General features: G+C 66.4%; 14 protein-coding genes and 2 pseudogenes. 4 read left to right on the top strand and 12 right to left on the bottom strand.

What is annotated here, in order from left to right; genetic code table 11:
• Positions 1 to 1,286: 1,286 nt before the first annotated feature.
• The gene (locus D471_RS38735) at positions 1,287 to 1,850 is read right to left on the bottom strand and encodes an ATP-binding protein (protein ID WP_083924324.1); all 564 of its coding nucleotides are present in this window, start codon (positions 1,848 to 1,850) and stop codon (positions 1,287 to 1,289) included.
• Positions 1,851 to 2,089: 239 nt separating this feature from the next.
• On the opposite strand from D471_RS38735, the gene D471_RS0125170 reads away from it, so the two are divergent.
• Positions 2,090 to 3,412, top strand: a complete 1,323-nt coding sequence (locus D471_RS0125170) for a hypothetical protein (protein ID WP_026128058.1) — start codon at positions 2,090 to 2,092, stop codon at positions 3,410 to 3,412.
• On the opposite strand, the gene D471_RS0125165 is transcribed toward D471_RS0125170, so the two are convergent.
• The 7 genes from D471_RS0125165 to D471_RS0125135 all read right to left on the bottom strand — a co-directional run bounded on the left by D471_RS0125165 (position 3,406) and on the right by D471_RS0125135 (position 9,253).
• Positions 3,406 to 4,293, bottom strand: a complete 888-nt coding sequence (locus D471_RS0125165) for a phosphotransferase enzyme family protein (protein WP_017601178.1) — start codon at positions 4,291 to 4,293, stop codon at positions 3,406 to 3,408. The genes D471_RS0125170 and D471_RS0125165 overlap by 7 nt on opposite strands.
• A 77-nt stretch (positions 4,294 to 4,370) precedes the next feature.
• Positions 4,371 to 5,045 (bottom strand): HIT family protein, encoded by a 675-nt coding sequence (locus tag D471_RS0125160; RefSeq protein WP_017601177.1) that lies wholly within the window; start codon positions 5,043 to 5,045, stop codon positions 4,371 to 4,373.
• A gap of 16 nt (positions 5,046 to 5,061) precedes the next feature.
• Positions 5,062 to 6,000: a DUF2797 domain-containing protein gene (locus D471_RS0125155; protein ID WP_017601176.1), complete on the bottom strand. Its 939-nt coding sequence runs from the start codon at positions 5,998 to 6,000 to the stop codon at positions 5,062 to 5,064.
• The gene (locus tag D471_RS0125150) at positions 5,997 to 7,019 is read right to left on the bottom strand and encodes a hypothetical protein (protein WP_017601175.1); all 1,023 of its coding nucleotides are present in this window, start codon (positions 7,017 to 7,019) and stop codon (positions 5,997 to 5,999) included. The genes D471_RS0125155 and D471_RS0125150 overlap by 4 nt, the downstream gene beginning before the upstream one ends.
• Complete coding sequence (locus D471_RS0125145) at positions 7,016 to 7,675, bottom strand: dTMP kinase (RefSeq protein WP_017601174.1); 660 nt, start codon at positions 7,673 to 7,675, stop codon at positions 7,016 to 7,018. Before D471_RS0125145 ends, D471_RS0125150 begins: the two co-directional genes overlap by 4 nt.
• Complete coding sequence (locus tag D471_RS0125140; protein WP_241479709.1) at positions 7,668 to 8,555, bottom strand: hypothetical protein; 888 nt, start codon at positions 8,553 to 8,555, stop codon at positions 7,668 to 7,670. The genes D471_RS0125145 and D471_RS0125140 overlap by 8 nt, the downstream gene beginning before the upstream one ends.
• A gap of 5 nt (positions 8,556 to 8,560) precedes the next feature.
• Entirely contained in the window at positions 8,561 to 9,253 is a 693-nt protein-coding gene (locus D471_RS0125135) for a hypothetical protein (RefSeq protein WP_017601172.1), read from the bottom strand.
• A gap of 132 nt (positions 9,254 to 9,385) precedes the next feature.
• Between D471_RS0125135 and D471_RS42670 the strand changes: the two are divergent.
• Both D471_RS42670 and D471_RS42665 read left to right on the top strand, forming a co-directional pair.
• A pseudogene (locus D471_RS42670) lies at positions 9,386 to 9,700 on the top strand (transposase); the annotation flags it as partial.
• 83 nt (positions 9,701 to 9,783) lie between these two features.
• Entirely contained in the window at positions 9,784 to 10,086 is a 303-nt protein-coding gene (locus tag D471_RS42665) for a hypothetical protein (protein WP_017601171.1), read from the top strand.
• A gap of 207 nt (positions 10,087 to 10,293) precedes the next feature.
• On the opposite strand, the gene D471_RS0125125 is transcribed toward D471_RS42665, so the two are convergent.
• From D471_RS0125125 to D471_RS42060, 4 genes are all read right to left on the bottom strand, one after another.
• A complete protein-coding gene (locus D471_RS0125125) occupies positions 10,294 to 12,000 on the bottom strand; it encodes a hypothetical protein (RefSeq protein ID WP_017601170.1) in 1,707 nt (568 codons plus the stop codon).
• A 257-nt stretch (positions 12,001 to 12,257) separates the two neighbouring features.
• Positions 12,258 to 14,384 carry a tetratricopeptide repeat protein gene (locus tag D471_RS39725; protein ID WP_152486446.1) on the bottom strand — a complete coding sequence of 709 codons (2,127 nt, stop codon included), beginning with the start codon at positions 14,382 to 14,384 and terminating at the stop codon, positions 12,258 to 12,260.
• 155 nt (positions 14,385 to 14,539) lie between these two features.
• The gene (locus tag D471_RS0125110) at positions 14,540 to 15,019 is read right to left on the bottom strand and encodes a hypothetical protein (protein WP_017601167.1); all 480 of its coding nucleotides are present in this window, start codon (positions 15,017 to 15,019) and stop codon (positions 14,540 to 14,542) included.
• 537 nt (positions 15,020 to 15,556) lie between these two features.
• On the bottom strand, positions 15,557 to 15,733 hold the full coding sequence (locus tag D471_RS42060; protein ID WP_241479708.1) for a hypothetical protein: 177 nt from the start codon (positions 15,731 to 15,733) through the stop codon (positions 15,557 to 15,559).
• Positions 15,734 to 16,347: 614 nt separating this feature from the next.
• On the opposite strand from D471_RS42060, the pseudogene D471_RS0125105 reads away from it, so the two are divergent.
• Positions 16,348 to 17,081 (top strand): annotated as a pseudogene (locus tag D471_RS0125105) (hypothetical protein); the annotation flags it as partial.

Below are 17,081 nucleotides of genomic sequence, written 5' to 3'. Positions count from 1 at the left end.
TGCGGGCGGGGCCGCCACGCGCTCGCCGCGGGCGGCCCCGCCCGCCTACGCGACCAGGACTACCCACTTGGGTATGAGTCTGGACACGCATTGGTCCACTTGAACCCCATATGACCTGCGAAGATATCGCTGGAGGGGTGGGCCAGCCACAACCGGCCCACCCGACGGCCCCGGTAACGGCCCACCCGTTGGCCCTGGTTCAAATCGTGTTCACTCTGGGTTCAGCAACCCCTCCCGGGCAGGCGCGATAAACACCCGAAACCATTCCAGAATTCTCCTCTTCCTGAGCCCTTTCGATAGCACACGGCCGACCTGCAATACCAGGACGAGAACGAAGAACAATCCTCGGGGTGGTGCCGACCACGAGCACGGTCGGCACCACCCAGAGGAGCTCACTCCCACCGATCAGGAGGTCATGGCCTGCCAATCGCGTACGAGGCGGGCCAGCTCAGCGAACTCACCCTCCCCGCCGCCCTCGGGAACCGGAGCGGGAGCGGGCACGGGTGCTGGCTCGTGAACGACGGCCAGGAGGTCGACGTGACCAACCCCTACAGGCACTTCGGTACGGCCGGGGAGGAAGCGTTCCTCCGCTCGGGCAAGGTAGGGGCGCACCCCGCGCGCCCCGTTGTCGTCCACACACCACCCATTCCGACCGGTGTACGGGTTCCGCTGACGCGGCACCACAGCCGCACCCCCGTCAGCCCCGCTCTCTGCGTCGGTGCGCGAAGCCAGACTGGACTTCCCACCCGCTGGCGGCCTCGAGGCGGCTTCCCGCTCTGCTCGAGCACACCCCTCTGGGCGCGGTCGCTGTACCTCGGGTTCCGGCGGTGGCCAGACGCTGCGGCTTGTCGGGCCGCAGAACACGGCGGCCAGCACCGCGCCGAGCATCCAGCGCACGTGTTCGCTCCATCCTTGACGGCGTTTGCGGTGTCGCCCGATAGACTTCTCCACGATTTCCTCCTGCGGTATCAGGTGGGAATCACGCCCCAGGTAGGTGTTTGCCGCACCAGCCTGGGGCACCCCTTCTTCTCTTCTTCACCAGCCCCGAGACGAGACTGAACCTTGCCCTTGGGGGTCGGCGTGAGTGTCGATGGCCCCGAGATCACGCACCCTCAGAACTGCGCTTCTCACGCACAAACCCGCACGTATAGACACAATCCACCCGTCAATGCGGGGAATGGCCATCCACCCTGGTCAGGGCTGGTCGATGGTCGCTTGGGTGGACGAGAATCTTTAACCCCCGCCACAAATAACAGGGGGCGTCTGCCCCAACGACTATTCGCCGATCATCTGGTATGAGTGCGCCCGGACCGGTCGAAGGCCGCGCTGACGGTCAACTCGCCGCCGGATCCCCTGGAGAAGTCCCAGCACAGGGCCATCGCTTCGACCACGGCCAGGCCGTAACCGCACTCGGCCAGTTGGGGGCTCGCTCCCTCTGTCGGGGCATAGAAGTTCGGCGCAGGAACGGTTGGTGCGACTCCTGGCCGCGGCCCATCGTCGGTCACGTGCAGGAGGAAGAGGAGGCAGCACCGTTCGACCTCGATTCGCACATGCCCGCCCGACAGCCCCGAAGCGCTGTGTCGCAGGGCGTTCGTGTGAAGCTCGGCCAGGGAGGCGACCAGAGGGTATGCGGCGGACGGCGTGGTCCGGGTGACCTGTGCCGCCCAGCGGCGAGCGGGGGACAGATGAGCGGTGTCGGAACCGCACAGAAGTCCTGATTTGTTCGGGTCGTCGTAGCTGATACGTCGGGGCAACAAGACCCCTTTACCCGAAACCGGAGGAATACGAGAAGGTAAGGTGACGACATCAGTTCTCCGCCGAGAAACAGCAGGCCAGGGCGAGTGAGACATGCGGTGTCATGTTCATGTACTCACTGTCCGGAGAAACCCCTGACATCTCCATGACGGAGCGGACNNNAGGAAAAGCCGGTCATGGCTTGTCGTGCGGTGGCGCCCGTAGGCTTCGGTGTCACCCACCCGCCCCGAAGAGCCGAGCGGAAGGCGTACCCGTGTTCTGCGGAAACTGCGGTCGAAACCGACGGACTGGCGCCTGCTCGTGCGTTCCGGTCCGGTTCTGGCGCATTCCCGAGGTGCAGCGAGCCGTGGGCGAGGAGGACGCCAACGCGCTGATCCGACTGCTGCTGAGGCAAACCCTGTTGTCTCAGGACGCCATCGCGCGGATGTGTGACCTGTCGCAGGCCATGGTCTCCCGCGTCCTGAAGGGGATCCGGGAACTCCGCAGGCCCGACACAATCCACCATGCCTTCGAAGGCATCACTGAGGGATACGACATCCCCGCGCCCGACCTGATGTGTGTTCCTGCCGATCTCGCTCTGGACCTGAACGACTCCGGTGACGAGGCAGCGGCCGTTCTGGAGCGTCTGACGCGCGCGGATACCCAAGGCGCACCCGGCCTGGAGAACGACGCCGAGGCCTCGGCGGTCAGTTCCGCCGTGCTCGCCTGGCTCGTACAGGACGCGTCCTCACCCGCTGGGGAACCTGTGCCGGACAAGGGGCCCGTGGTCGCGATCCGTGCCGCCACCGCGGCGTTCGCTTCCTTGGACAACAGGTTCGGTGGAGACAACGCGCGCACCACCGCCGTGCACTACCTCAACGGTACGGTCGTCCCGCTGCTCCGGCAGACTCGCCCTGAAGCAGTTCAACGGCCGTTGTTCGCGGTCGCGGCGGAGTTCGTGCTCTCCGTCGCCTGGATGTCCTATGACGCCCAGCGCAACGGCGCGGCTCGACGGTACTTCGTCCAGGCCCTGGACCTCGCCGCCCACGCCGAGGATCGGCTCCTGGGCGCGAGTGTGCTGTCGGCGATGAGTCACCAGGCCAACTACCTGGGCGCGCACCGCGAGGCCCGGGACCTGGCGCGGGCCGCCCTGACCGGAGCCGGGGACCGTGCGACGGCGACCATGCGCGCGCAGTTCCTGATGATGGAGGCGCGCGCCCACGCGGCCCGCCGGGACAAGAGCGACTGTTTTCGCGCGATGAGCGAGGCGGAGCGGGAGTTCGGGCGGCGTCGGCCTGGCCTGGATCCGGAGTGGATCGGCTACTTCGACCACTCCGAGTACTCCGACGAAGTCGCGCACTGCCACCGGGATCTGGGACACGCGCATGTGGCCCGACGCCTGGCCGAGCAGAGCCTCGCCGCGTCGACGGGGGACGACTACGCGCGCAGTCGGGTTTTCACGCGCATAGTCCTGGCCACGGCCGTGCTCGGGCAAGGCGAGGTGGAGGAGGCGGTGCACCTGGGCACGCGGGTGATTCCTCAGGTTCGGGCGACCTCCTCCGCGCGGTGCGTCGGCTATCTGGACGACTTCGCGAAGAGGGTTCTGCCCTACCGTGACCAGCCCGAGGCGGCGCGGTTCCTCCGCCAGGCTGGTTCCGTGGTGGTCTCGGGTCAGTAGGGGTGCCAGGTCCGGGGGTGTTCGGGGTAGGCCAGGTCGGTGATGCGCTGGTCGATTTCGGCGTTGATCTCGGGGCTCTCTCCGCCCTTCTGCGCGAGCCAAGTGGTCATGCGTAGTTCCCGGACCGCCTTGTAGAGGGGATAACCGTCCCAAGTGGTCACGTCGAACCCGTAGGCATCGCAGAAGTCGGCGTACTCGGCCTCGGTGTGCCAGCCCAGGTCCCGGTACAGGGCGGTCAGGACCAGGTCCCATTCGGGTGGCCCCCAGCAGATGCCGTCCAGGTCGAAGAGCACTACTCCGTGGTCGGTGGCGAGCACGTTGCCGATGTTGGCGTCCCCGTGGATGACGTGGCGGCCGAGCACAGGTGTGACGATGGGAAGGCGTGTGGCCAGGTCGTGGTGGACCGCGTGGAGTTGGTCGCGCTGGGCTGTGGTGAGCCGGTGTGCGGCGTCGATGCGTTCGGTGACGCGGTCGAAGGGGTCCAGCTCGGGTAGGTGGAGATCGGGTGGTGGGGTGAGGTTGTGCAGGGTCCGCAGCAGGGCCGCGAGTTCCTTGGGCACGGTCCACTCCCCGTCCACCCCCTGCCAGAAGGTGACGGCGGTGTCCTCTACCAGGAGGGGTTGGTCTCCGGGTAGGGGTGCGCTCACCGGCAGGCCCTGGTCGGCGAGCCAGCGGGCGGCGCGGACCTCCCGGTCGGCTTCCTTCCACCGGGCTGCGGAGCGCTCGACCCGGCCGATGACCGTGCCGCCGCCGAGGCGGAAGACGGCGCGTTCCCCGGCCCGGATCAGTTCGGGTTCCGTTGGTGAGGCTATGCCCAGGGTGTGCGCGGCGGTGTGGACGGCGCGGGTCGCGCGCTTGGCGAACTCCTCGGTGTGGACCACGCGCCCCAGACTACGCCGACGCCCCGCGCTCGCTCCGCGGCCCGGTACGGCGGGTACCGCATGTGGGTGGGTGTGGGTCATCCGGTGATGAGCAGGGTGCTCATTCGGTGGACGCGGTCGGTCTGGGGAAAGGTGAGCCAGTCCCATTCGCCTTCCTCTGCGCCGATCCATGAGGCGAGGCAGCGGCGGAAGAACTGGGAGGGTGCCCCGGTGGCGGTGCCGATCCAGTCCTGGCCGGGGGCGCCGAGGGCGAGGTAGGAGCGGTGTTGGTCGTTCACCAGGTGGCGAGCGGCGTCGATCCAGTCGGTGCACGGGCGCATGGTGATGGGTGCGGGGATCTGGTCGAGGAAGGCGTGGTGGTCGCGGTCGGTGGCCACGACGTGGATGTGGGTGTGGTCGTAGCAGGTGCCGCCCTTGTCGCGGAAGTTGAAGCTACCGTGTTCGAAGACGAGGCTGTCGAGGCCGCTGCGCCTGCGGATGAGGTCGGTGACCTGGGGGATGAGGGTGCGCAGGTCGGCGCGTTCGGCGTCGTCGAGCCAGCCCACGGACAGGGTGTGGCGTTTGGAGACGATGAGCAGGTACCAGTCGGTCAGGGCCCCGATGCACGGCATGACGACGAAGTGCTCGGTTTCGTGGAGCACGTAGTCGCCGCGAGTGCGGGCCAGGCCGAGGTCGTAGAAGAGGTTGGAGTCGCCGCCGCCTTCGACTTCACAGCAGAAGGTGCAGATCTCGCGCAGGGTGTCGTCGTCCACAGGTGCCTTTCCGGGGTCAGAAGAGGGGGGGGGCGCTGGTGGTTGTGTCTTCGGGGGTGGCGGGGGTGAGGCGGCGGCCGATGAGCTTGGTCAGGTCGGCGCAGTAGCGGGCCGCGTCGGTGTGCGGCTCGGGGTCGGTGGTGAAGAGCGCGACGGGGCCGCTGGCACAGGTGATGTGGAGGTGGTGAGTGCCCTGGGTGAGGTCGGCGGGGTAGGCCAGGACGGGGGCGGCCTCGAAGACGGTGGTGGCGCACGCGGGCCGCACCCAGAGTTCGGGGTCGCTGAAGAGCTCAATGCCAGGCTGATCGATGGCGAGCTTGTCCAGGTAGGAGGCGACCTGGGTGGCGAGATCGGTGATCCGGGTGGTGAGGGCCGCGGTATCCACCGTTTCTCGGAGGCCGAGGATCTTGCGGCGGGTCGGCACCTGCTGGGGCAGTCCGAAGTGTTGGGAGACGGCGGACTCCAGGGCGCGGATCGTCATGCCGTCGGGGGTGCGGGCGACGTAGACGGCGGCGACAGGGCCCTGCTCGGCCAGGCGACTGCGACGGCGTGACTCGGCGGCGGTGCCGACCTTGGTCATGCCCTTGGCGAAGACGTCCAGGTAGAGCCAGTGAGGTTGCTGTAGGTAGTCGCGAATGTTCTCGGGCAGGGCGGCGGAGTCTCGGTGGGCTCGGTGAGCGGCGATGAACCCCTCCTTGTACTGGCAGCGGCGACATTGCCTTCCCCTGGTGACGATCTCGTCGGTGCGGCAGCGCACGTGCCCGCCTTCGGTCCCGGTGAGGTCGAACCAGCCAACGCAGCGGCGCTGAGAGCCGTCGATGCAGAAGGTGTGCTCGCCCAGGAGGGGGTGGAGGAGGCTGCCGTTCGGGTTGGTGGGGTCGGTGGTGCGCAGGCGCGGGGTGTCCGGAGTGCTCCAGTCCAGCCCGAGGAAGGTGACGGGTGCGGTGAGGTTCATGTCAGGCTCCGGTGCAGGATGGCCTCGATGTCGCGTAGGCAGCGGCGTCGCCGGGTGGCGACGGGGGCGCTGCGTTCGGCGTACAGGCCGTGTTCGTAGGTGCCGTTGAGGTTGTCGGTGACAATGTGCAGGTAGTCGAAGGACACGCCGGCGGTGTGGGCGGCGCGGGCCATGTGACCGATCTCGGGATCGACGATGTCGAAGTCGTCGCGGTGGGCTCGGAACCAGGCGCGGGTCTCGTCCATGACGCTGGGGACGGTGACGTGCCGTGTCCCGGTTCGGAGGGTCGGTGGGGCGTCATTGAGGTCCAGTGAGCTACCCCAGGTGAGGGTGCGGTTTTCGCTGCGGGTGGTGGTGCCGGTGACGATGAGGGTGTTGGGCACCATGTCCGGTTGTAGCCCGCCGAGCTTGCCGACGTAGACGACGTTCGTGGTGTGACCGCGTGCGACGAGCGCGGTGACGAGGTCTCCGGCGAGGTCGCCCCAGAAGCTGAACTCACAGCCCAGGAGGAGGACGGTGGCTGAGCCGATGCGGGCAGTGCGCCAGCCGAACCCGGGCCGGTGGGTCCAGCCGGTGGTGTGGCCGTGGAAGAGAGGGTCGACGTAGCCGAGGACGGCCAGGTCGTGTGCGGGCAGGTTGTCAGGAAGCCAGTGGTCGACGAACTCCAGGCCCTGGCCGGGGGCCGGTGGTTCGGTGGTGACGTCGGCGGCCAGACCGGTGAAGGCACAGGCGGAGCGCAGCAGTTGGGTGTAGTGGTGCGTGTAGTCCCGCCCGGGAGGGACCACGCAGTGCAGCACCTGGTCGGCAACGGTGAAGTAGGGACGACGCCAGTTGAACCTCTTCCCCTGGCGTTTCTCCCCACCCAGGAGGAAGGACAGGGACCGGTTGGGGTAGACCCAGGCGCGGCCCGCGGTGGCGGCGAGGAGATCGACGGGGACCTTGGGGAACACGTAGTCGGCCAACCGCTCCCCCATCGTGTGGTCCTCAGTGGTGACGGCCGCGGGCGCAGTGACACTCACGGGGCGGTCTCCTCACGGAGTAGCGACAGCAGCACCTCGAGGGAAGCACTGCCGTCCAGGGTGTGAACCCGGGCGGGGTGTCGCCGCAGGAACTCGTCCAAGACCTGGCTGGTACGGGTCTGGTAGGCGGTGAAGTCCCGTTCGGACGTCACGGCCTGGCCGGTGACGAAGGCCCCGTGTTCGGAGGGCTTCGAGCTGCCCGACCTGCGGGTGGCGGCGAGGTCGGGAGGCGTGGACAGCCTGACCACCTGGTCCGGCTGGGGCAGGGCGGAGAACACCCGGGCGGCCAAGGCCACCAGATGCTCATCCCCGGAGAGCGCCATCCGAGCCTGGTGCTTGAAGTACCAGCCGTCGACGACCACCGGGCGTCCCTCCGTGAGAGCGGGTGCCACGTGGACGTGGTGGAAAAGCTCGTACCAGGCAGCCAACGTGGGCAGCCAGTACCGGGAGGGGTAGTTCCACACCGGTTCGGCGTGGTCATATCCCCAGGTGAGGCTGTGCATCACGGCAAGCCGTCCGTCGGCCCATCGATCGCCGCTCATGAGGCGATCGTCCTTGCGGAGAACGACGGCCTCGCAGGTGGTGTCGGCCAGGCGGGACAGGAGGTGGCTCTTGCCCGCGCCGTCGATTCCCTCGATCACCCAGAACTCACCCATGAGCGCTCCGCACGGTGATTCCGGCTTCGCGGAGATTGATGGCCAGGTGGGAGAGCACTCCTGAGCGGAGAAAGACCTCACGGGTTCCCGTCTCACGCAGGCGATGGATGAACGTGGTGAGCGTGGTGTGGTCCTCACGGGCGATGGACACGTTCAGCAGCTTTGGGCCGGTGGGGATGGGTTCGTTGGTGGAGGACACGACGGTTGTCTCGACGGTCGATGGGTGGTCGCCGCCGTGCCAGGTGTCGGAGTCGGGAACCGTTCCGCGAAGGTTCTGCGGGGAGAGGCCGAAGCGGGCGGAGTAGTGGAGCTTGAGCCCGAAGGGATGCCCCAGGTCCGTGAGCGTGACGTTCAGGGCACGGTGGTGGTGCTTGATCCATTTCGTCACGGTGGCGAGTTGCCAGTCGTCGACACGCGCGGGGCGCTCGTGCAGGCCGTGGTGAGGGTCGTGAAACCGTGCGCGTTGGGACTCATCATCGGTGGCCGTGAGGTCGACGCGGTCACTGCGGATCTGCAGAACGAGCGGGGCCAGGCGGTTGTCCAGCTCCCAGATCCCGGGGACGACCTCGGCCACGTGCAGGTCCTCGTAGGCGGCCAGCTCCACGGAGAACAGCACCTGCTCGTAGGGCTGGACCAGTGCGGACAGCGTCGGTGGAAGAGCGTTGATCCACTCCGCTGCGATCTCGGCCGTCACGCCGACTCGGCGGGGGAGATTACGTTCCTCGGAGTCTGCTGCCGTGCGTACGACGAGGTGCGTGTCCCGGCCGAAGAGCTGCTGGAGCTGCCGACTGGTCACCGAGGTCGGATACTGAAAGACTTTCACCGGTATGCGGAGCAGACCGTGGTGCTCCAGGACGGTGAGGGCTTCCGCCTTGCCCATGCCGTTCATGAGGCCCACTCCAGAGGCTCGCCCGTGATGGGGCGGATCTGGAGCACGACCACCGTCGCACCGGTCCACGCCCACTCGATATCGGCGTCGAACCCGAAGTGTTCGGCCAGCACCAGGCACACCCGGCGGAGGCGACGGGTGAGGATCAGGCTGGGGACGGCTCGCCCGGTCGTGTTGACGGCGAGCCGTTCGCTTTCGGCCCGGGCGCGGATCTGCGGAACCTCGCCGGCTGTCACCCCGTCCGGCCGTCGGGCCGCCTCGATCAGCACACGACGGTCGCGAGAGAACGCCACGCCGTACAGAGGCGCGTCGACCTGCTCCTGGACCAGCACGCAGGCCCCGGTGGTCCCGTTGAGGTTCTGCTCGGTGACGAAGTCTTGGCTGATTGCCCGCACTAGCGCCGAGGCGTCGGGCGGGCAGTTCAGGACGGAGACCGTCCGTCCGGCCTGGGCGCTGTCCGGCAGGTCCTCTCGGGCGCTGGTGCGGAGTACCACCCGTCGGGGCCGGTATAGCCGCAGCCATGTGGCCGTCGCGCTGACGGCTTCGGCCGTTCCGCGAACCAGGTCCTCAGCTCGCAGGCACAACGCGGGAGGTACGGGAAGCCCCAGGCCCACAGCCTCGCTCAGCCTCGCGGCCTTGAATCCCCAGCGTTCCGGGTCCAGCTCCTGTGTCAGCAGGTCAGCCACCATCGCGGCACCTGCCTTTAACGAGGCCTGTCAGGGCACGGGTGCCCTCTTCGAATCCATCCATGCGCCCACTGTGGCGAGGTTGTGGCTGCAAGCCCATGACCAACTGGTCATAGGTCTGATGACCGCGTGGTCATGCTTTCCGGGCCCACCACGAGAGCAGGTGACGGGAGGCCATCCCGGCACACGCCAGAGTCTCCATCACACCCGGTACAAGACATTGAGACCAAGCCCGAACTGGCCTGGCAGATGATCGAACGCTGCGCCGACGACCCACTGCTGTCCTTCGCCCGGGTCACCGCCGACGAGGCCTACGGCGACAACACCCGGCTGCGAGAGCGCTGCCGAAGCCGGGGGCTGAGTCATGTGTTCGCCATCTCCTGCGACCACCTGCTGGTCCTGGAGCCCAACGCCTGGCAGCACTACTCCTGTGGCCGGGGCGCCAAAGGGCAGCGGTTCTACGACTGGGCCCGGGTCGGGGTCGGCGAGTACGAGTGGGTGCTGGCCCGCCGCTCGTCAGTGACCCTGCCGAGGTGGCCTTCCACCGCTGCTGGTCCATGCGCCCGGTCAGCCTGCCCGAGCTGGTGCGGGTGGCCGGGGCCCGGTGGAGTGTGGAGGAGTGCTTCCAGGCGACCAAGAACGAGGTGGGCTTGGACCACTACCAGGTCCGCACGCACACCGCCTGGTACCGGCACATCACGCTGGCGATGGTGGCCCATGCCCACCTGGCCTTCCTCGCTGCCGATCCGCCGACCGGACGGGGTGAGGCAATCGGCGTGGAGTCCGAGGGCCTGGCCACACAGGGGGCCCGGCCCGCAGGAACGATCGCCGCATGAGGGATCAAGCGGTCATGATCCGGGCGAGCTGATCGAACTCACCGTCAACGAGATCCGCCGACTGCACACCCACTACCACCGGCCCAATCACCCCTGGTCACACCGGGTTCGCTGGTCGCGGTGGAGACGCCGTCACCAGGCTCGTGCTCGCCGCTGCCACTACCAACGCCAGGAGCGCCTGATCGATCACTAAGTGCGGCTGGAGTACTAAGGCTCCTCGAACTCAACAACGTAGAACCCCATCCTCCCACTCGCGCGCGAAATGCGAAGCGAATCATTGATGCGCACGACATCCGAACCGTCGGGTTGCAGCGTGTAAGGGAACTTGAGCGTTAGGTGGAAGCAATGAGGGCCGGGATCGAAAGCGTTGGTACATTCAGACGGGGGTTCGTAGTACAGAGTGTTCCCATCAACGATTTCAAAGAATCCTCCGTTGACGACTTCCAGGTCGACGTGCGCAACTTCACCTTCACCAACCTGGTTCAGCCATTCCAAGAACAAGGACTCGGCTTCGGCTGCAGTGATGTCCTGAGGAGCACCAGTATCCTCGTTCTCATCTTCGGAAGAAGCCGGTGGGCTCTGTGGTTCCGACTCGATCCCCCCTCCTGTGAGATCTTTCTCCCACTGGACGATGGGAATCTCGGAGCGCCAATTTCCAAAGAAAAGATCACTTCGCAGGAAGAGCTTGCCCTTGACGGGAACCTTGGCTTCCTCGGGGGAAGTTTCGAGCGCCAAAGCGGCCTCGACTCCCACCTTTCCCTCGGCAAGGCCGAGGATATTGGCTCCAAGGGCGATCTCAAATGCGCCTTCGAGGGAGCTCCTCAAACCTGGACCCTGCAGGGTCATTTCCGTGGTCGGCGTGAAGCTACTTTCTCGGATTTCGCTCCATGGCCCCCTGCCTTCTCCGACTCCACCGCGAACGTCGAACACGGCATCGCCTTGAATCACAGCATTGACCTCACCAGGGTCGCCGTGGACGTTTGCCTTGAAGGAAACAGAGACGTCGCAGGCTGGGCTGACCCGGCTCACGATCCTCACGACGGTCATCAGCTTGCCGTCGCATACGGACTCCAGGCTCAGCCCTCCCATTTCATACTGCTGGGTACACTTAGCTTCGACGCGTCCTTCGATTTCCAAGGCCACGCTCGACTCGTACCGGAAGCTCATGTCCGCGGAAACATCTTGACCCCAGCCACTCCAAGAATAGTGTCCTCCCGGATTCACGTCGAGGTTGTTAAGCCTGAACTTGAGGGCCGGGATTTCCGCTACACAGCTATTGGCGTTTCCGTTGCCTCGGTCCCACTCCTGGCCTATCTGGTGACCCCAGAGGCCGATCTCGAACTCTGGCTCCTCTGGGCTTGGCTCCATAGGCGGCCGCAGCGGCGCGTTTTGATCATCCACCTCGGCCTGTTCAAAAACGACCATGCCTTCAGGAAGTGCCTCTTCGAGTCGAAGTGGGTTAATGTCGACAGAAAACTCTTCTCCGCTGTCTTCTCTCCTGGTGACCTCTCCCACCACCAACTGGCTCTCGCCAACACCGGAAGGGCCGATGATGATTTGTCCGGGTTGGATTTCATCAGTTCCTTCCACCCCCGCTTCGAATGTCACTGTGATGCCGTCGATGGATCGGATCCCAGGATCCTCTTGACTGAGAACCGTAGTAGTCTCTGGAATGGTTATATTGTAGTCGACGACCACCTCCTCATTCTCGCCTTCTTCGATCGTCAAGGAAATGGAGTCCTGGGGCGCGTATGTGGTCGCATCCTCTAGTTCGACGTGACCGATGTTGATAGTGTAATCGCCAGCGGGTACCTCGTCGGTGTAAGAGTCTTCAACCGTTGTCGACTCGTAGCCCTCAGGCCCGACGATCTCGACGTCACCGACGTACCCGGCGGGCAGTCCGACGACGCTCACCTGGATTCGAGTTTTTTCCTCCTGTGGAAAGAAGGAACAAGCCGTCGCAAGGAACAGTAGTGCCGAAGCAGCGGTGATCGATACTGGGGGGTGTTTCATCACTCGATTTCCCTGCTGGTGTTTCTGGACAACGGTCGTTTTTGTGCTCTGGCACGGCAGAGGATGCAGGCTCAAAAGGTCGTTCGCAGTAAGAACCCGAACCCCTCACAAGCGTATGAGGAGTGTGCTTGGGTGTGACCGTGATGACCTGCGGAGATTCACCGAGGCCCATCGAGGCCAGCTTTGCCTCGCCAGTGGGCAAGGCTTTCCTTGGTGGTGAGAGTGCTGGGGTGATCGGGGCCAAGAACGCGTGCCAGATCAGGAAGAAGCTCCTCCAAGGCATAAGCAGCCCCGACCGTATCCCCGGTCTTGCCTCGGCAGAGGGCGAGGTTGACGTGTGTGGTAATGGTGCCGGGGTGGTTGGAACCGAGAACGCGCGACAGATCAGGAAGAAGCTCTTCCAGGGCACGAGCAGCACCGACGGTATCTCCCACCGCTTCCAGCCAGTGGGCAAGGCCGCCTCGTGTGGCGAGGGTGCTGGGGTGATCGGAGCCAAGAACGTGTTGGCAGTCGGGAAGGAGCTCCTCAAGGACGTGGACAGCACCAGCCGGGTCCCCCGCTTTACCTCGCCAGTGAGCGAGATTGACACGCGTGATGACGGTATCAGGGTGGTCAGGGCCGAGAACACGGTGGCGATCAGCGAGGAGCTCCTCCAGAGTGTGGACAGCGCCGACCGCGTCCCCGACCGCGCCCCGCCAGATAGAGAGGCTGCCACGCGTAGCAAGGGTGTCAGGATGATCAGATCCCAGGACACGGCGGCGGTCGCCAAGAAGCTCCTCCAAAGCACGGACAGCACCGACCGCATCCCCAGCCACGCCCCGCCAGAAGGCAAGGCTGCCACGCGCAGTGAGGGTGTCAGGGTGATGAGCGCCCAGATATGCCTCGGAAGTTGAGGCCATCGTCTGCCAGTAGGTGACAGCCTGGGCACCCGCTCCGGACTCCCCCAGACTCGTTCCTGCTCGGAACAACACCTCGTGTCCCTTGTCCTCCCACAGCCATGCCTCAGTGTGCTCGACCAAGGCGGTGGTGTTGGCACGTAACTGCTGCCCATAAGGGGAGGCGTGGGCAGACTCCGACCACACCTCCACCAAGGCGTCCGCGGCAGTGTGCGCAGTGTCGCGGTCGGGGCGCGTTTCGGGAGCCTCACGCGTGGTGCGTTGGACCAGCCGGTGCACCGTCACCAAGGCGTCGTCTCCCTGCCCGGTGCGGGCGAGGAGGTTGAGTCTCTCCAGCGCTGAAAGCGCCTCGTTCGCGTCTTGTTCGGTGAGTGGTTCGCCTTTGGCCCAAAAGTGGTGTAGATGGTCGCGTGCCGGTGCGCAGGTCAGGACTCGAAGAGGAATGCCTGCCGGGTCGAGCAGGCTGATGATCCGCATCATGGGCTGGGCGAGCCCTCGAGGGGCGAGGGTGTCGGCGTGCTCGATGGAAACCGTCCATGTCGCGGCGACGGTCCGGGGGTAATCGTCGGGAAGGCTCTCTGTCTCTGGGAAGACCCGGGCCACGTTACGGCGCCGGTCTCGGAGGAGCTCGATGTAGCTGGTGCAGGTGATGCTGGTGCGTCGGTCACGGATGTAGGCGGCGGCGTGGGCCAGGGCGAGAGGCAGGTATCCAAGCTCTTCGGAGAGCTGGTCGAGCTGCGCGACGCTGGTTGGTGAGGGCAGGTCGGCCAGGGCGTGAGTGAGGTAGGCGCGAGCTTCTTCGGGGGTGTAGATGTCGACTTCGATGAACTCGCGGCCTCGGCTGGCCACGGCGGTGTCCATACGTCGGCTGGTGACCAGGACCCGACCATGAGGGGATGGCTCGCTGGTGTTCTGCTGCTGGCCTTTGCCCAGAACCGAGCGCCAGCGACGCATTCCTTTGTGTGGACTGCCCTGGTGAGGGCCGGGCGGTGTGGTCACGGTTGGTGGCCACAAGCCGCGCACGACATCAGGGGTGTCCACGTTGTCCAAGACGACCAGCCACCGTTTGTCGGTGGTCTGTAGCCAGGAGAGGAACTGCTCGGCCGCCCGCTCGGGAGCGTCGTCGACCTGTCCGGCGACAACGCGATGGGCGGCATTCGCGTAGGCGTGGATGATGGACATCCGTTCGGAGGCGGGGGCCCACACGAGCAAGTCGATCTCGCCATTGTGCAGCAACTGTCTGGCGTGGTGGGCGGCAAGCTGTGTCTTACCGACTCCGCCTATTCCCGACAGTACCTGGCCCAACACCACGGTCGGGCTCGCGCTGGAGGCACGCAAGAGCCGATCGGAGAGCTCTCGGCTCTGGTAGTGGTCGGATTCGTTGGGCACGACACCCACCACCACGGGCCAGCGCGCGGTGTGTGGTTGGTGATGGTGGACTGTGTAAGTATTGTTCTGGCCGATCGCCAGTCCGCTGCCGGAAGCAGAGATAGCGGTGGCGCCAGAGGCGCAAGCTACGGTAAGGGCAGTCCCGGGGCGGGGGGCTACTTCGTGGTGTCCGGCCCCGGCTGAGGAGGGTTTACGTGGATTCCGCCCTCGTTGCGGACGACAGCGACCGCGCTATCGCGGGCGTTCAGGTTGATGTTCCCCCCAGCGGCCACGCTGTTGTCACCCGCTGACGCCCGGTCGGCGGACCGGGCGGCGTCGACCTCGTCCCGCAACCGGGTGAGGAGGCCAGCGAATTCGATCTGTTCACTTTCGTCCAGCTCCATTAGGACGTCCTGGAGGCGGGTTTTCCAAGCGTCCTCGGCATCCTTCCTGGCAGAGTCGTCCTCGGGCGCGGCCTCCAGGGCTTCGTTGGTGGCACCGAGCTGTGCGTTGAGCGCACGTGCGCGTCGTTCTCCCAGGTGGGCGAACCATTCCTCGATGCGGGGGAGGATACTGTGCCATAGGCCGGTTCCGGCTGCCTGGGCGATGACGCCTGCACCTGCGGCTACTGCGGCCAGAAGGGGCTCGGGGAGCATGCGGTGGGCCCTTCAGTGGGGGGGTGGTCAAGGAGAACAGCACCTCTTATGCAAACACAGAGCGACCGAAGGTTCCACCTGATCGCGGTAATTTGGGGCCGGGAAGTCGACCAAAAGGGTAACGGTGAGCTCCTTTGACAGAGGCCAGGCATTCGAGCGCAGGCAGGACCTCGCGAGATGCCATCGGACGCCGCCTGCCCACGGTTTGTGCTCCGTTTATGCTCCGCAGTTCCGTACTGACACGACAGCCGACGGCATCACACGGCCCCAGACGGCACGACGGATCGGATGGAGTGACACGAAACGGCACGAAGTGACATACGGCAGCACGGATCACGCGGACTTCTAATCCGATGGCCTCGAGTCACTCCGGAGAAGCGTCTTCTCCAACCGGGCCGTCCGCCAAGAACAGCCGAATCCCAGCATCGGACTCGTGCGCTCACTGAATCAGACACTGTTCCGACTGGCAGGCCGGCGACACCGATCGGCTACGGTATCGGGGCCGTCTCCGGCCACTGCATGTCATCCCTGGAGCCCTCACCCCTTGTCCAACCTTCCCCTGCTCTCCTTACCGCCGAACCGACCGGCGATCGCCTTCGCGGTCGGCAGCTCACCGATCGCTCTCTCCTGTTCTTCGACCCACTGCCATGCTCTGGGTTGGAACGGCGGGAACGGCTCGGGGGTGATCTCGTGTTTGGCTTCGGTACCTGGCAAACCTTGCTGACCACGTGCGTACGCGATGCGTAACTCCGGGCAGTGGGGCGGAAATCGCACATGAGCAGCTCGTGCGTACCGATCAGCGCCAAGCACGGCCAGGCACAGATGGTCCGCGACCGCAGCATGGGAACTCCGCCACCGCGCCGTTGGCGGGCAAGGACGCGATGGCGCCGGGGGTGAGCAGGGTCCAGGGCGGCAGCCCGCCCCGACGGCCGTGGCGGGACATCCCCAGCAGGGTCGTGGAGGCGCCGACGATCGTTCCTTCCGCCGACAGCGGGAAAGCGGGAAGAGGGCGGCGCGCGATCCCGGTACGCCGTGGCGCAGGACGAGTTCGTACATGTGAAAGCGGGACCCCACCGAGGCGATACCCCGAGCCCCCGGAACGGCGGCGACGGTCACCATCCATGACCACCGGTGGGGGTGCCATGTCGGGGGCTCCGTGCTCGTGATGAGGCCGCGAGCGCAGGGTGGTTCGAGGACGGGTGGTCCTGAAAGTCCCGGAACTCCTGCGGTACAGGACTTTTGGGGCATAGGTGACGGATATCGGCGTTCTCTCCGTGTGGGCGGACCGGTGTCCCTAGGGTCGTTCGGAACGATCCCGAGGAGCACCGATGTCCGTGACCGAACCGGCGGAGCGCCCCCTGCCCCGCGACCCCTACCGGAACCTGGTCCTGCTCGCCCTCCTCACCCTGTCCGGACGGTCCCCCGCGCACGACCTCCTGCCCTGGTCGCACCGGTTGGTCTCCGACGCCCTGCCGTGGGGGCGGCGCAACCCGCGCGCGCACGAGTACCCCCGGGTACGCCGCCGAGTGCTGCGCCGGGCGCTGCGTGCGCGCCGTCCGCGCGGCCCGGCCGGGCTGCGGGTCTCCCCCGCGGGCGGCGCCGGTCACCTCGAACGGGCCCTGGCGTCCCTGAGGGGGCTCGACACGGCGTCCCGTGCGGCATACGCCCTGCTGCGGGTGGAGGCGCTACCCCGGGAGGAGGCCGCGGACCTGCTGCGGTCCGCCGGGGCGGCCGACCCCGAGGACGCGCTCGACCGGGCGGCCGCCGTCCCCGACGGGTTCCGGCCGCCCGACCCCACGGTGGTACGGGTCAGCGGACGCGGCACCGTACCCGGGCGGCCGGTCCTGGTCTCGGCGGTCATGTTCGCCCTCTGCCTGGGCGCGGTGGACCTGACGACCGCCACACCGCGCACGGTGCGGCCGGAGCCCTCCCCGCCGCCCGCGGCGACGGTCGTCACCGACGAGGACTCCTGGCGGCGGAGTTTCCGGCTGGACCTGACCGCCTGGCACGCCCGGGGCGACTCCACGGGCGACGCGGAACTGGTGGACGAGGCCCTGTCCGC

Source organism: Nocardiopsis lucentensis DSM 44048 (genome assembly GCF_000341125.1).
GTDB lineage: Bacteria > Actinomycetota > Actinomycetes > Streptosporangiales > Streptosporangiaceae > Nocardiopsis > Nocardiopsis lucentensis.
This window is presented reverse-complemented; position numbering and strand designations above follow the sequence as displayed.